A 14,836-nucleotide genomic window follows, 5' to 3' on the forward strand; every position below is an offset into this window, starting at 1 on the left:
CCGCGCACCGGACCCTGCGCCAGCGCCGACGGATCCGGTTCGGATCGGCCTGTGCGCCTACGCTGGATCGGCTTCGAGCGCCGAGTGCGGCACCACTGTAGCACCACCGAGGTCGACGGCCAGCATGAGCGCCCGCCAGTCGGACTGGGCGTGTCGCTCCACCAGGTCGGCCGCGGTCAGGCGCTGCGACGGGTCGCTGCCGAGCACCAGCAGGCTCGGCCCGGCCCCCGAGACCACTGCGGCGAGGCCGTGCTGCCGGAGCAGGCCGATCAGGGCGTCGGTCTCCGGCATCGCGCTGGCCCGGTACGACTGGTGCAGCCGGTCCTCGGTCGCGGCGAGCAGCAGCTCCGGGCTCTGGATGAGCGCGGCGACGAGCAGTGCCGACCGGGACACGTTGAACGCGGCGTCCTCGTGGGGCACGCTCGCGGGCTGCAGGGACCTGGCGAGCTTCGTCGAGAGCGTCGAGGTCGGTACGAAGACCACCGGCGAGACACCGCGGTGGACGAGCAGCCGCTTCACCGCGGGGCCTTCGGCCGTCATCCACGCGATGGTCAGACCACCGAACAGCGCCGGTGCGACGTTGTCGGGGTGGCCCTCCATCTCGGTCGCCAGGGTGAGGAGTGTCGACGCGTCGAGGTCGACCACGCCCTCGAGGAGACCGCGGGCGGCCATCAGCCCGGCCACGATCGCCGCGGCCGACGAGCCCATGCCACGCCCGTGCGCGATCGCGTTGACGGCGTGCAGCTCGAGCCCGGGCTGCACCACGCCGGCGTGCTCGAGGCCCCGGCGGACGGCCCGGACCACCAGGTTCGACTCGTCGGTGGCGACCTCGCCGGCACCGACGCCCTCGACCGTCACGGTCGCGCCGGGTTCCGGGCGGACGCGCACGACGACCTCGTCGTAGACCGAGAGCGCCAGGCCGAGCGAGTCGAAGCCGGGCCCGAGGTTCGCGGAGGTGGCCGGGACCCGCACCCGGACCGCCCGTCCGGCCGGTACAGCACTGCGGGCGGTGATGCCCTCCCCCGGTCCGGACGAGCGGTCGGCGCTCACGCGGAGCCGACCAGTCCGAGCACCTCGGCGACCGACTTCGTGTCGACCGGCACGCTCGTCGGGGCGACCTCGCCGCCGTCCTCGGTGCGGAGCGCCCACTGCGGGTCCTTGAGGCCGTGGCCCGTCACGGTGATGACGACCTTCGCGCCCTGCGGCACGACACCGGCGTCCGCACGCTCGAGCAGACCGGCGACACCGATCGCCGACGCGGGCTCGACGAACACGCCGACCTCGGCGGACAGGATGCGGTGCGCGGCGAGGATCCCCTCGTCAGTGATGGCCCCGAAGTAGCCGTCGGTCTCGTCGCGCGCCTCGAGCGCGTACTGCCACGAGGCCGGGTTGCCGATGCGGATGGCGGACGCGATGGTGTCCGGGTGCCGGACGACCTCACCCGAGACGATCGGCGCGGAACCGGCGGCCTGGAAGCCGAACATGCGCGGCATCCGCGTCGATCGGCCAGCTGCGACGTCCTCGCGGTACCCGCGGGAGTACGCGGTGTAGTTGCCCGCGTTGCCGACCGGCAGGAAGTGGAAGTCCGGGGCGTCACCGAGCACGTCCACGACCTCGAACGCGGCGGTCTTCTGCCCCTCGATGCGGTCGTTGTTCACCGAGTTGACCAGGTGCACCGGGTAGTTCGCGGCGAGGTCGCGCGCGATGTCGAGGCAGTCGTCGAAGTTGCCCTGGACCTGCAGCAGCTGGGCGTCGTGCGCGACGGCCTGGCTGAGCTTGCCCATCGCGATCTTGCCCTCGGGAACGAGCACCGCAGCGGTGATGCCCGCGTGGGTGGCGTACGCGGCGGCCGACGCGCTCGTGTTGCCGGTCGAGGCGCAGATGACGGCCTTCGCGCCGTGCTCGACGGCCTTCGAGATCGCCATCGTCATGCCGCGATCCTTGAACGACCCGGTCGGGTTCATGCCCTCGAACTTGACGTACACCTCGGCGCCGGTGCGCTCGGAAAGGCGTCGAGCCGGGATGAGCGGCGTGCCGCCTTCGCCGAGGGTCACGACGGGCGTCGCCTCGGTGACGTCGAGACGGTCGGCGTACTCGCGCAGGACTCCCTGCCACTGGTGGGCCATCAGGCTCTCCTTGTTCGGTGTTGGTGCAGTCGGGGGCGGAGGGTGCGGGACTAGGCCCCGACCACCCGCAGGACGCTGGTGATCTCGACGACGACGTCCTCGTTGCGGAGCGCGACGACCGTGGCTGCCAGGTCCGACTCGCGGGCGAGGTGCGTGCCGATGACGAGGGTCGCGGTGCCCGCGGTGCCGTCACCCGGGTCGGTCGCGGCGGACTGCTCGACGGTCTCGACGCTGACACCGTGCGCCGCGAGCACTCCGGCGACGGTCGAGAGCACGCCGGGGGCGTCGGCCACGTGCAGGGTGATCTGGTAGCGCGTGCGGACGGTGCCGATCGGGAAGACGGGCAGCGCCGACTGGGTCGACTCCGCGATGCCCGGGCCGCCGATGACGTGCCGGCGGGCGGCCGACACCAGGTCGCCGAGCACGGCGGACGCGGTCTCGACGCCACCGGCACCGGCGCCGTAGAACATGAGGTCGCCGGCGGCCTCGGCCTCGACGAACACGGCGTTCTTCGCGCCGTGCACGCTCGCGAGCGGGTGCGACTCCGGCACGAGCGCCGGGTAGACGCGGGCACTGACGCCCTCGACGCCGTCCTCGTCGGTGAGCCGCTCGGCGGTCGCCAGGATCTTCACGACGTAGCCGGCCTTGCGCGCGGCCCTGACCTGCTCGATGGTCACCGAGGTGATGCCCTCGCGGTGGACGGCGGCGAGCGGCACCGACGTGTGGAACGCGAGCGAGGCCAGGATCGCGGCCTTCTGCGCGGCATCGTAGCCCTCGACGTCGGCGGTCGGGTCGGCCTCGGCGTACCCGAGTTCGGTCGCAGTCGCCAGGGCGGCCTCGAAGGTCGAGCCCTCGCGGTCCATCAGGTCGAGGATGAAGTTCGTGGTGCCGTTGACGATGCCCATGATCCGCTCGATGCGGTCGCCGGCGAGCGAGTCGTGCAGCGGTCGGATGATCGGGATCGCACCGGCGACGGCAGCCTCGTAGTAGAGCTGTGCACCGACCTGCTCGGCCGCGGCGAAGAGCTCGGGGCCGTGCGTGGCGAGGAGCGCCTTGTTGCCGGTGACGACGTCGGCGCCGGACTGCAGCGCCTCGAGCACCAGGGTGCGCGCCGGCTCGATGCCGCCGATCAGCTCGACGACGATGTCCGCGCCGAGGATGAGCGACTGCGCGTCGGTCGTGAAGAGCTCCTTCGGCAGGTCCACGTCACGGGGCGCGTCGAGGTCCCGGACCGCGATGCCGACGAGCTCGAGCCCGGCACCGGCGCGCGAGGCCAGCTCGTCGCCGTGCTCGAGGAGCAGGCGCGCCACCTGGGAACCGACGGAGCCGGCTCCGAGCAGCGCGACGCGGACGTTGCGGTATTCGATCATGTGGTGCGCATTCCTGTGGGGCGGGCGGTAGCCCGGTCGGTCGGGGTCAGCGGCATCAGCCGGCGACAACCCCCGTGTCGCGGGCGAGCAGGTCGTCGATCGACTCGCCACGGACGAGGATACGGGCTGTGCCGTCCGCGACCGCGACGACCGGCGGGCGGCCGACGTGGTTGTAGTTGCTCGCCAGGGACCAGCAGTAGGCACCCGTGGCCGCGACGGCGAGCAGGTCGCCACGGCGCACGTCGCCGGGCAGGTACTCGTCGTTCACCACGATGTCGCCGGACTCGCAGTGCTTTCCGACGACGCGCGTCAGCACCGCTGGGGCGTCCGAGGCGCGGGCGAGCCGCGCCGTGTAGTCCGCGCCGTACAGCGCCGGCCGGGCGTTGTCGCTCATGCCGCCGTCGACGGACACGTACGTGCGCGTGGCCGACGAACCGTCGTCCGTCTCGAGCGTCACGGGCTTGATCGTGCCGACGCGGTAGAGCGTCGCGCCGGCCGGACCGACGATGTACCGACCGGGTTCCACGGCGATCTCCGGCACCGGGATGCCCCGCTCGGTGCAGGCCTCGGCGACGATGGTCGCGAGGGCCTCGGCGACGTCCTCCGGCGCGAACGCCTCGTCCGCCTCGGTGTAGTCGATGCCCCAGCCGCCGCCGAGGTTGAGCTCCGGGACCGGACCGGACGCCACGAGCTCGGCGTGCACGTCCATCAGGCGCCGTGCCGCCTCGCGGAAGCCGGACTCGTCGAAGATCTGCGAGCCGATGTGCGAGTGCAGCCCGACGAACGCGAGCGACGGCTCGGCCCGGACCGCGGCCGCGGCGTCGACGGCCTCGGACAGGGGGATGCCGAACTTCTGGTCCTCGCGCGCGGTGGCGAGGTACTCGTGCGTCGAGGCGTGCACCCCGCTGTTGATCCGGATGCGCACGCGCTGGACCGTGCCCGCGTCGGCGGCGGCGCGTGCGACGCGACCGATCTCCTCGTGGCTGTCGAGCACGATCGTGCCGAGTCCGACCTCGACCGCGCGGGCGATCTCGGCGTCCGACTTGTCGTTGCCGTGGAAGCCGAGGAGCGCGGGGTCCGCTCCCCCGGCCAGCGCGACGGCGAGCTCGCCCGCGGTGCAGACGTCGAGCCGGAGTCCGGCTTCGGTCATCCACGCGGCGACCTGGGTCGTGAGGAACGCCTTCGCGGCGTAGTAGACGTGCGCGCGTGTCCCGATCCGGGCGAAGGCCTCGGTGAACGCCGTTCGGACCCGGGCGGCCCGCGCCTGCACGTCGCGCTCGTCGACCACGTACAGCGGTGAGCCGAACCGTGCGACCAGGTCCGATGCCGTGATGCCGCCGATCGCGAGTTCGCCGTCGTCCGTCCGCGTCGCGGAGGCCGGCCAGATCCGCGCGGTGAGCGCGGAGGCGTCGGCGGGGAACCGCAGCCGCGGCGGGGCAAGGGGGTTGGCGCTCACGGGACCCGATCCTACCGAGCCGGGACGCGCCTCCCGGCCGGTGTTACGCCCGTCGGCCACGGTGGCGGTGCGCCGGGGTCAGCCGCAGGAGCCGACCGTGCCCAGGCCCTGCTCGGAGAGCGGCAGCGAGTCCGCGGTGACCCGGACGGTGGCCTGCTCGGCGGTGACGTCCACGGACCGGACACGGAGCTGCTCCGGCAGGAACTGCGCCGTGCAGACCTGGACCGGCACGCCCGTGACGCCCGGGATGCGGTCGACGCGCAGCCCGAGCGCGGAGTTCGTGATGCGGACGCTCTGCGGGGTGATCGTGACGCCGCGACCGTCCTGCTGCGCGACCACGTCGCCGGTGGCGGCGTAGCTGATGTCGTAGCCGAGCACCGCGGTCGACCCGGACAGCTCGACGCCGCCGTCGACGAGCCGGAGCCGCTCGAACAGCGGGCTGTACTTCGCCAGGTCCTCCACGCTCGTCGCGGCGAGGGTCACGTGGCCGTCGACGTCGCGGACGTCACCCTTGCCGTCGACCGGGACGTCGCGCGCGGTGACGTCGGCGGCGAGCGGGACCCCGTCGACCGTCAGGCGGTCCGAGGTGATGTCGACCCGGTCGAGCGTGCCGGCGAGCAGCTGCGGGATGACGATGCCATCGGCGTGCGCGGTGACCTCGCCGGTCGCGCCCTCCGGCAGGGACTGCTCGACCTGGTCCGCGATGATCCGGTCGACGACGCCGCGCAGCACGAACTCCGCGACGACGACCAGCGCGGCGAGCACGAGCACCACGACGACGAGGACGACGGGCCAGCGACGGCGCTTCGGGGAGGGCGCGGTGGCGGAGGACATCGTCCCACCCTGCCAGGTGCTCCCCGTGGCCGGCCTGGAGGCGCGGTGTGCGCCCGCCGGGCGCGCCCCGGCGGGCGCGCGAAACGGCGCGGCGGGCGGAACGGCGCGGCGGGCGGAACGGCGCGGCGGGCGGGCGGGCGCGGCGACCGCGGCGCGCGCCGCGCCCGTGCAGCGTCGAACCACGAAGACGACATCGAACCAGGCGGGCCGCCTGGTTCGATGTCGGGAACGTGGTTCGGACCGCAGCCGGCAGCCGCGGCCGCGAGACCCAGAGCCGCCGACGCGGCGCGGCCGCCGCTGCGACCGCGGGGCGGCGCGACGTGCTCGCGAACAACCGGAAGCACGTCGCGCCGCGTGATCACGTGGCGCGACGTGCTTCCGGTTGTGCGGACGAGCGCCGGACGACCGCCGTCGCGCGCGGCAGCGCGGCGCGGCAGCGCGGCAGCGCGGCGTGGCGCGGCAGCGCGGCGCGGCAGCGCGGCAGCGCGGCGTGGCGCGGCAGCGCGGCGTGGCGCGGCGCGGCGCGGCCGCGCCGCCGGCGCTACATCCGCTCGGGCGCGCTCACCCCGAGGAGGCCCAGGCCGTTGCGGACGACCTGCCCGGTGGCGTCGTTCAGCCAGAGTCGTGTGCGGTGCAGGTCCGTCACGGCCTCGTCCCCGAGCGGCGTCACGCGGCAGGCGTCGTACCAGCGGTGGTACAGCCCGGCGAGCTGCTCGATGTACCGCGCGATGCGGTGCGGCTCGCGGAGCTCGGCGGCCTGACGCACCACGCGCGGGTACTCGGCGAGGGCCCCGAGGAGCGCGCTCTCCGTCTCGTGCGTGAGCAGGGACGCGTCGAACGCCGAGCGCTCCACGCCCGAGGCAGCGGCGTTCCGCGCGACCGACTGCGTTCGCGCGTGGGCGTACTGCACGTAGAAGACCGGGTTGTCGTTGGTCCGCTTCGTGAGCAGGTCGAGGTCGATGTCGATCGACGTGTCGCTGGCGAACCGCACGAGGGCGTACCGACCGGCGTCGACACCGACGGCGTCGACGAGGTCCTCCATCGACACGATCGTGCCGTTGCGCTTCGACATCCGGAACGGCTGGCCGTCCTTGAGCAGGTTCACCATCTGCCCGATGAGGATCTCGAGGTTCTTGCCCGGCTCGTCGCCGAACGCCGCGCACATCGCCATCATGCGGCCGACGTAGCCGTGGTGGTCCGCGCCGAGCATGATGAGGTTCCGCTCGAACCCGCGCTCGCGCTTGTCGAGGTAGTACGCCAGGTCACCGGCGATGTAGGCGGGCTGGCCGTCGGACTTGATGACGACGCGGTCGCGGTCGTCGCCGAAGTCGGTCGTGCGGAGCCAGAGCGCCCCCTCGGCCTCGTACATCTTGCCGAGGGACTGCAGCCGCTCGATGGCCCGCTCGACGGCCTTCGACTCGTGCAGCGAGTTCTCGTGGAAGTACACGTCGAAGTCGACGCCGAAGTCGTGCAGCGACGACTTGATGTCGGCGAACATGAACTCGACGCCCTCGCGGCGGAAGAGCTCCTGCGCCTCGTCACGCGGCAGGTCGCGCACGTCGGTGCCGGCCGGCAGCGTGGCGATCACGCGCGCGGCGATCTCGCCGATGTAGGCGCCGCCGTAGCCGTCCTCCGGCGTGGGCTCCCCCAGCGCCGAGGCGACGAGCGACCGGGCGAACCGGTCGATCTGCGCGCCGTGGTCGTTGAAGTAGTACTCGCGGGTGACGAGCCCGCCCTGCGCCTCGAACACACGGGCGAGCGAGTCGCCGACGGCGGCCCAACGGACACCGCCCATGTGGATCGGACCGGTCGGGTTCGCGGACACGAACTCGAGGTCGATCGACACGCCCTCGTACAGGTCGCCGTGCCCGAACGCGACGCCCTGGTCGACGATGGTGCGGGCGATCTCGCCGGCGGCGGCGGCCTCGAGCGTGATGTTGATGAAGCCCGGGCCGGCGACGTCCACCGAGGCGACACCGTCGAGCTCGGTCAGCTCGCCGGCGATCTCGGTCGCGAGCTCGCGCGGGTTCGTCCCGAGGCGCTTCGCGAGCTGCATGGCAGCGTTCGAGGCCCAGTCGCCGTGCGCACGGTTCTTCGGCCGCTCGAGGGCCACGTGGGACTCCCCCGATCGTCACGGTGTCGGACGCGCCTCGTCGCTCGACGATCCCGGTCAGGATCGACAGGTACGCGGCGGAGAGTTCGGCAGGAGTCACGAGGGTCGAGTCTACCGGGACGCCCAGGTCCCTCGCGGGCCGGTGCCGGACGGCGTGCAGCATCATGGCTGGATGACCTCCCGCAGCCGTGCCCGGGCGATCACCGTCGCCCTGCTCTCCGTGTCCGCCACCGTCCTGCTGGCCGGGTGCACGGGCGGCTCCGGCGACGCCGCCCCGAGCGCGAGCCCCACCCCGATCGGCACCGCCGTCCGGCAGACGTGCGCCGAACTGCTACCCGAGAGCGCCCTCGCCGTCTACGGCAAGACCTTCGAGCAGGACACGTCGTGGACGCCGGCGAAGGGCACGCCAGCCGCGACGATCGAGCGCCAGCGCGGTCGGGTCTGCCGCCTCGTCGCGACCGACGACCCGTCGACCACGATCACGCTCGCCGTGGCGCACCTGCCTGAGAAGTCGCTCACGACCCTGAAGGACGCCCTCTACGAGCGCGGCGGCTCCGTGCCCACCTACCGCGTCGAGGGCTACTACGCGCTGGACGACGGCGTCGGACGCGCCGACGCCTTCCCGGACCCGTACTGGGTCACCACCGAGTCGACGCTCTACACCGAGCCCGGTGGAGCGCAGCCCGTCGTGGACGCGGTGCGCGCGGTGCTGCAGCCGTCCGCCTCGGCCAGCCCGGCGGGCTGACGGCACCACCGGTCGGACGGGAGGCGCGGTGCGGGCCGGTGCCGCGCCTCCCGTCCGGTCGTGGTCGCGACACGGGCGCGACACGCGCTGTCGGGACCGGGTCGCCGGACCTGCTACGGTTGGTGTCACCCAGGAGCCCCCATAGCTCAGGGGATAGAGCACTGCCCTCCGGAGGCAGGGGCGGAGGTTCGAATCCTCCTGGGGGCACAGTTACATTCCCGCGCAAGCGGACGTTCTCGCTTCGCTCGATCGGCCGCGCGCGATGTCGCCTGCGGCGACCGTCCCCCGTGGGTGCGTCCGCCACCTTGGGCTCGGTCTGCGTCGCGCGATGTCGCCTGCGGCGACCGTCCCCCGTGGGTGCGTCCGCCACCTTGGGCTCGGACTGCGTCGCGCGATGTCGCCTGCGGCGACCGTCCCCCGTGGGTGCATTCGCCACCTTGGGCTCGGTCTGCGGCGCGCGATGTCGCCTGCGGCGACCGTCCCCCGTGGTTGCGTCCGTCACGTCGGGCTCGATGAGCCGCGCAGCTCGCGGGGCACCGGGTGTTCCCGAGCGCGACACGCGGCGTGGGTATGATCCGCGCCGATGAGCACCGGCATCACGGACACCCAGGCACCCCTCGCCCGCGGCCAGTACGCACCCGCCCCCCGAACGCTGGTCGACGTCCTCGAGGCGACCGCCCGCGCCACGCCCGACGCCCTCGCGCTCGAGGACCCGGCGGGCACCCTCGACTACGCGACGCTCCTCCGACTCGTCCGCGAGCAGGCCGACGACCTCGCCGCGCGCGGCGTCCGTCGCGGCGACCGGGTCGGCGTGCGGATCCCCTCGGGCGGGCGCGACCTGTACCTGTCGATCCTCGCCGTGCTCGCCGCCGGGGCCGCCTACGTGCCCGTCGACGCGGACGACCCCGAGGAGCGTGCCGCACTGGTCTTCGGGGAGGCCGGGGTCGTCGGCGTGCTCGGTGCCGGCGGGGTCCTGCGGACGAGCGGTGCGCCGGACGCCGCGCCCGCACCCGTCGTCGACCCCGGTGCTCGCGCGGCGGCCCCGACCATGGACGACGACGCGTGGGTGATCTTCACCTCCGGCTCGACTGGCGTGCCGAAGGGGGTCGCGGTGACACACCGGTCCGCCGCGGCGTTCGTCGACGCCGAGGCCCGGATGTTCCTGCAGGACGCTCCGATCGGCCCGGGAGACCGGGTGCTCGCCGGCCTGAGCGTCGCCTTCGACGCGTCGTGCGAGGAGATGTGGCTGGCGTGGGCCCACGGGGCGTGTCTGGTGCCGGCACCGCGGTCGCTCGTGCGGACCGGGGTCGACCTCGGCCCGTGGCTCATCGCCCACACGATCACGGTCGTGTCGACGGTCCCGACGCTCGCCGCGCTGTGGCCCGACGACGCGCTGGAGCAGGTGCGACTGGTGATCTTCGGGGGCGAGGCCTGCCCGCCCGAGCTCGCGGCCCGCATCGCCTCGCGCGACCGCGAGCTGTGGAACACCTACGGCCCGACCGAGGCCACCGTCGTCGCCTGCGGGTCGCTGATGGACGGCAACCAGCCGGTGCGGATCGGTCTGCCGCTCGACGGGTGGGACCTCGCGGTCGTCGACGAGCAGGGGCAGCGCGTCGCGCCCGGCGGGGTCGGCGAACTCGTGATCGGCGGGGTCGGACTCGGCCGGTACCTCGACCCGGCCAAGGACGCGGAGAAGTACGCGCCGTTCCCCGAGCTCGGGTGGGAGCGGGCGTACCGGAGCGGCGACCTCGTCCGCTACGAGCCCGAGGGCCTCGTCTTCCAGGGCCGCGCAGACGACCAGGTGAAGCTCGGCGGCCGCCGGATCGAGCTCGGGGAGGTCGACGCGGCGCTGCAGGGCCTCGACGGTGTCGCCGGTGGTGCGGCCGTCGTGCAGCGCACACCGGCCGGCAACCAGGTGCTCGTCGGCTACGTCGCCCCCGTCGCGGGCGCCGAGGTCGACACCGCCGCTGCGAACGCCCGGCTGCGCGAGGAACTGCCCGCGGCCCTGGTGCCGCTCCTGGCCGTCGTCGACGCCCTGCCCACCCGGACGTCGGGCAAGGTGGACCGCGCCGCGCTCCCTGGCCCTTGCCCGGCACGACCGACGCGGCACTGCTGCCCGACACCGTGGCGTGGATCGCGGAGCGCTGGTCCGCGATCCTCGGGGTCCCGGTGACGAGCGTCGACGACGACTTCTTCGCGCACGGCGGCGGGTCCCTCACCGCCGCGCAGCTCGTGTCGGCGATCCGGGAGCGCTTCCCCACCACGACCGTGTCGGACGTGTACGACCACCCGCGCATCGGCGCCCTCGCCGAGGCCCTCGACGACGCCGGTCCCGCCGCGGCCGCCCGGCACCCGGTCCGCCCGGTCCCGCCGACGACCGGCCTGCTGCTCACGGTGCTCGGGCTGCCCGTGCAGGTGCTGCGGGGGCTGCGCGTCCTCACCTGGACGGCGCTCGTCGCGGCGGTCCTGCACGCGACCACCCTGCCGGTGCTGCCGGTCCTGCCGTGGTGGGCCCTCGTCATCGCGCTGCTGCTCTTCGTCACGCCGATCGGCAAGATGGCCGTCACGGTGGTCCTCGCACGCCTGCTGCTCGTGGGCGTCCGCCCCGGCGACCACCCGCGGGGCGGCTCGGTGCACGTCCGTGTCTGGCTCGCCGAGCGCATCGCCGAGGCCGTCGACGGCCCCTCGACCGCGGGCGCACCGTGGATCAGCTACTACGCCCGTGCGCTCGGTGCCAGCATCGGCCGCGACGTCGACCTGCACACCCTGCCGCCCGTCACCGGGATGCTCACCGTCGGCAAGCGCGCGTCGATCGAACCCGAGGTGGACCTCGCGGGGCACTGGGTCGACGGCGACGTGTTCCGCCTCGGCCGCGTGACCGTCGACACCGACGCGGTGGTGCACAGTCGCTCCACACTGCTGCCGGGAGCCCACGTCGGCGCTGGCGCGGAGCTCGAGCCTGGCTCCGCCGTCACCGGTCGGGTGCCCGACGGGGAACGCTGGGCGGGCTCCCCCGCCGAGCGCGTCGGCTCGGCACACCACGGCCGGGAGGCGCGTCCCCCGGCCCGACGTCGCTGGCTCGTCGCGTACGGGGTCGGGTCCCTCGTCGTGGCCGGGCTGCCGGTGGCCGGCGTCGCCGCGGGGCTGGCCGTCGCGGTCACCGTCGTCGGTCCCGCGGGCACCCTCGGCGCGGCCGTGCTGCGCGGCCTGGCGGCGGTCCCGCTGGCCACGCTCGTCGCGGGGCTCGTGTACGCCGTGCTCGTCGTCGCGGCCGTGCGGCTCCTCGCACTCGGGCTGCACGAGGGACGCCACCCGGTGCGGTCCCGTGCCGGATGGCAGGCCTGGTGCACCGAACGCGTGCTCGACGCCGCCCGGACGCTGCTCTTCCCCGTGTACGCCTCGCTGGTCACCCCGCTCTGGCTGCGGCTGCTCGGCGCCCGCGTCGGGCGGGACACCGAGATCTCGACGGTGCTGCTCATCCCGTCGCTCACGCAGATCGCGTCCGGGGCGTTCCTGGCCGACGACACGATGGTCGCCACGTACGAGCTCGGCGGCGGCTACGTCCGCATCGGCCGCTCGAAGGTGGGCCGCCGGGCGTTCCTCGGCAACTCCGGCATGACGGGCGCCGGACGGTCGGTGCCGCGCGAGGCGCTCGTGGCCGTGCTGTCCGCCGTGCCGAGGAAGGCGAAGCGCGGGTCGTCGTGGCTCGGATCACCGCCCGTCCGGCTGCGCCGTGCGACGACGGAGTTCGACGAGGCACGGACGTTCCGCCCGCCGCTGCGGCTGAAGGTCGCGCGCGGGTGCTGGGAGCTGCTCCGCCTGCTCGCCCCGATGGTGTCCGGGGCGATCGCCCTCGGCGTGGCCGGGACCCTCCTCGCGCTCTGGTCGTCCGTCGGCATCGGCTGGACGGTGCTGCTCGCCGGCCCGGTGCTCATCGTGGCGGGTGCGGTCGCAGCCGTCGTCTCCACGGTGGCGAAGTGGGCGTTCGTCGGCCGGATCGACGCCAGGGAACACCCGCTGTGGTCGTCCTTCGTCTGGCGGAACGAGGTGCAGGACACCTTCGTCGAGACGGTGGCGCGCCCGTGGTTCGCCGAACAGGCCCCCGGCACGCCCGCACTCGCCGCGTGGCTCAGGAGCCTCGGCGCACGGATCGGTCGCGGCACCTGGATCGAGACGTACTGGCTGCCGGAGGCCGACCTCGTGTCGATCGGCGACGGCGCCGCGGTCGCCCGTGGCACCGTCGTGCAGACGCACCTGTTCCACGACCGGGTCATGCAGCTCGACACGGTGCGCCTCGACGACGGCGCGACCCTGGGCCCGCACAGCGTCGCCCTGCCCGCCTCCGGGATCGGGACGAGTGCGACCGTCGGGCCCGGGTCGCTCGTGATGCGCGGCGAGCAGGTCCCGGGCGGCACGCGGTGGGCGGGGAACCCGATCGCCCCGTGGACGTCCGCGCCCCCGGCTCCGGACGCACCCGCCGCTCCGGACACGGAACGCACCGGCACCGCCGTCGGGTCCGCCGCCGTGGCAGACTCGACGACACCGTGAAGCCGAACCCCGACGCCGACCCGTACACCCCGCACAGCGGCGACCGGCGGTGGAGCGCGCTGCACTACGACCTGCGTCTCGGCTACCGGGTCGCCACGAACCGCCTCGACGCCACCGCCACCGTCACGGGTCGCGCCGTCGTCGCGCTGGACCGCATCGTGCTCGACCTGCACGGGCTGCGGGTCGACCGTGTCGACGTCGACGGCACGCGAGCCGCGAAGGTCTCCACCGGCACCCACAAGGTCACCGTGACACCGGCGACGCCGATCGCCGCCGGCGACGACTTCTCGGTGCACCTCCGGTACCGCGGAGCACCCCGTCCGCTCCGCAGTCCGTGGGGACAGATCGGCTGGGAGGAACTGACCGACGGCGTGATCGTCGCCGCCCAGCCCACCGGAGCACCCTCCTGGTTCCCCTGCAACGACCGGCCGGACGACAAGGCCACGTACCGCTTCGAGGTCACCGCCGAGAGCGGGTACGACGTGGTGGCGAACGGCGACCTGCTCGGCAGCGAGCGCGCGCGTGCCGGCACCACCTGGACGTACGCGGTCACCGAGCCGATGGCGACGTACCTGGCCACCGTGCAGATCGGGCGGTACCGCACCACGACGCTGCGCGTGGCACCGGCGGTGACCGTGCACCACCCGGCCGACATGACCGCGGCGGTTCGGACGGACTTCGGCCGGGTGCCGGACATGATCGCCCTGTACAGCGACGTGTTCGGGCCGTACCCGTTCTCGTCGTACGGCATCGTGGTCACCGACGACGAGCTCGAGATCCCCCTCGAGGCGCACGGCCTCGCGGTGTTCGGGCGGAACCACGTCGACGGCGAGCACGGGACCGACCGGCTCATCGCGCACGAGCTCGCACACCAGTGGTGGGGCAACTCGGTGACCGCCGCCCGGTGGCGGGACATCTGGTTGCACGAGGGCTTCGCCTGCTACGCCGAGTGGCTGTGGTCGGAGCACCGCGGGGGCGACTCCGCCGACGTGCTCGCCGAGCGGCACCGGCAGGCGCTCCTCGCGGGACCGCAGGACCTCGTCGTCGCCGACCCGGGCGCACGGGACATGTTCGACGACCGGGTCTACAAGCGCGGGGCCCTGGCCCTGCACGCACTCCGCCGCACGTTCGGCGACACGGCGTTCACCGCGGCGCTCAGGAGCCTCGGTGCCGACCACCGCCACGGCACGATCGCACCGACGGACGTGTACGCCGCCGTCGCGCATGCCGCGGGCACCACGGAGCTCGCGGTGCGCCGGGTCACGGGGCCCTGGATCGACGAGCCGGGCGTCCCCGGACCCGCGACGGCCGTCGCGGGTTAGCCGCGCACGGCCCCGACGCGTGCGCCCGACGGCCCGCCGTCCGTCGACCCGGTGGGCGACGGCGGGTGCACCTCGGCCCAGAGCGTGTCGAGGGACAGTCCCACGACCCCGGCGACGGCGGCGATGCTCGCGAAGGACGGCGTCGCGATCCGTCCGGTCTCGATCTTCCGGAGGGTCTCCGGTGAGATGCCCGCGGCCAGGGCGACGTCGAGGATCGAGCGGTCATCGCGTGCGCTCCGGAGCAGCGCGCCGAGACGGCGACCGCGTTCGAGCTCGTCGGGGCTGAGCGGGAGTCGGACCATGCCCCGATACTAGTACCGGG

Annotated in this window: 9 protein-coding genes, 1 tRNA gene and 1 pseudogene; 4 read left to right on the top strand and 7 right to left on the bottom strand. The window is 73.9% G+C overall.

The window, feature by feature from the left end:
* Window positions 1-57: 57 nt before the first annotated feature.
* From thrB to argS, 6 genes are all read right to left on the bottom strand, one after another.
* Window positions 58-1,014: a homoserine kinase gene (gene thrB / locus LCG91_RS08985; protein ID WP_058729247.1), complete on the bottom strand. Its 957-nt coding sequence runs from the start codon at window positions 1,012-1,014 to the stop codon at window positions 58-60.
* Window positions 1,015-1,046: 32 nt separating this feature from the next.
* On the bottom strand, window positions 1,047-2,126 hold the full coding sequence (gene thrC, locus LCG91_RS08990) for a threonine synthase (protein ID WP_058749850.1): 1,080 nt from the start codon (window positions 2,124-2,126) through the stop codon (window positions 1,047-1,049).
* A 50-nt stretch (window positions 2,127-2,176) separates the two neighbouring features.
* Window positions 2,177-3,496, bottom strand: coding sequence for a homoserine dehydrogenase (locus LCG91_RS08995; RefSeq protein WP_058729225.1), 1,320 nt, complete (start codon window positions 3,494-3,496; stop codon window positions 2,177-2,179).
* 55 nt (window positions 3,497-3,551) lie between these two features.
* A complete protein-coding gene (gene lysA, locus LCG91_RS09000) occupies window positions 3,552-4,952 on the bottom strand; it encodes a diaminopimelate decarboxylase (RefSeq protein WP_224441163.1) in 1,401 nt (466 codons plus the stop codon).
* A 78-nt stretch (window positions 4,953-5,030) separates the two neighbouring features.
* Window positions 5,031-5,786, bottom strand: a complete 756-nt coding sequence (locus tag LCG91_RS09005; RefSeq protein WP_224441164.1) for a DUF2993 domain-containing protein — start codon at window positions 5,784-5,786, stop codon at window positions 5,031-5,033.
* A gap of 541 nt (window positions 5,787-6,327) precedes the next feature.
* Window positions 6,328-7,899 carry an arginine--tRNA ligase gene (argS, locus tag LCG91_RS09010; RefSeq protein ID WP_224441165.1) on the bottom strand — a complete coding sequence of 524 codons (1,572 nt, stop codon included), beginning with the start codon at window positions 7,897-7,899 and terminating at the stop codon, window positions 6,328-6,330.
* Window positions 7,900-8,071: 172 nt separating this feature from the next.
* Between argS and LCG91_RS09015 the strand changes: the two genes are divergently transcribed.
* From LCG91_RS09015 to LCG91_RS09030, 4 genes and pseudogenes are all read left to right on the top strand, one after another.
* On the top strand, window positions 8,072-8,644 hold the full coding sequence (locus LCG91_RS09015) for a hypothetical protein (protein WP_058749847.1): 573 nt from the start codon (window positions 8,072-8,074) through the stop codon (window positions 8,642-8,644).
* A 135-nt stretch (window positions 8,645-8,779) separates the two neighbouring features.
* Window positions 8,780-8,851, top strand: a tRNA-Arg gene (locus LCG91_RS09020).
* Window positions 8,852-9,227: 376 nt separating this feature from the next.
* Window positions 9,228-13,192 (top strand): annotated as a pseudogene (locus tag LCG91_RS09025) (Pls/PosA family non-ribosomal peptide synthetase).
* A complete protein-coding gene (locus LCG91_RS09030) occupies window positions 13,189-14,514 on the top strand; it encodes a M1 family metallopeptidase (RefSeq protein WP_224441166.1) in 1,326 nt (441 codons plus the stop codon). Before LCG91_RS09025 ends, LCG91_RS09030 begins: the two are co-directional and overlap by 4 nt.
* Here LCG91_RS09030 and LCG91_RS09035 read toward each other — a convergent pair.
* Complete coding sequence (locus tag LCG91_RS09035; protein WP_224441167.1) at window positions 14,511-14,816, bottom strand: helix-turn-helix domain-containing protein; 306 nt, start codon at window positions 14,814-14,816, stop codon at window positions 14,511-14,513. The genes LCG91_RS09030 and LCG91_RS09035 overlap by 4 nt on opposite strands.
* Window positions 14,817-14,836 lie beyond the last annotated feature (20 nt).

The sequence above is a fragment of the Curtobacterium sp. TXMA1 genome (assembly GCF_020162095.1).
GTDB lineage: Bacteria > Actinomycetota > Actinomycetes > Actinomycetales > Microbacteriaceae > Curtobacterium.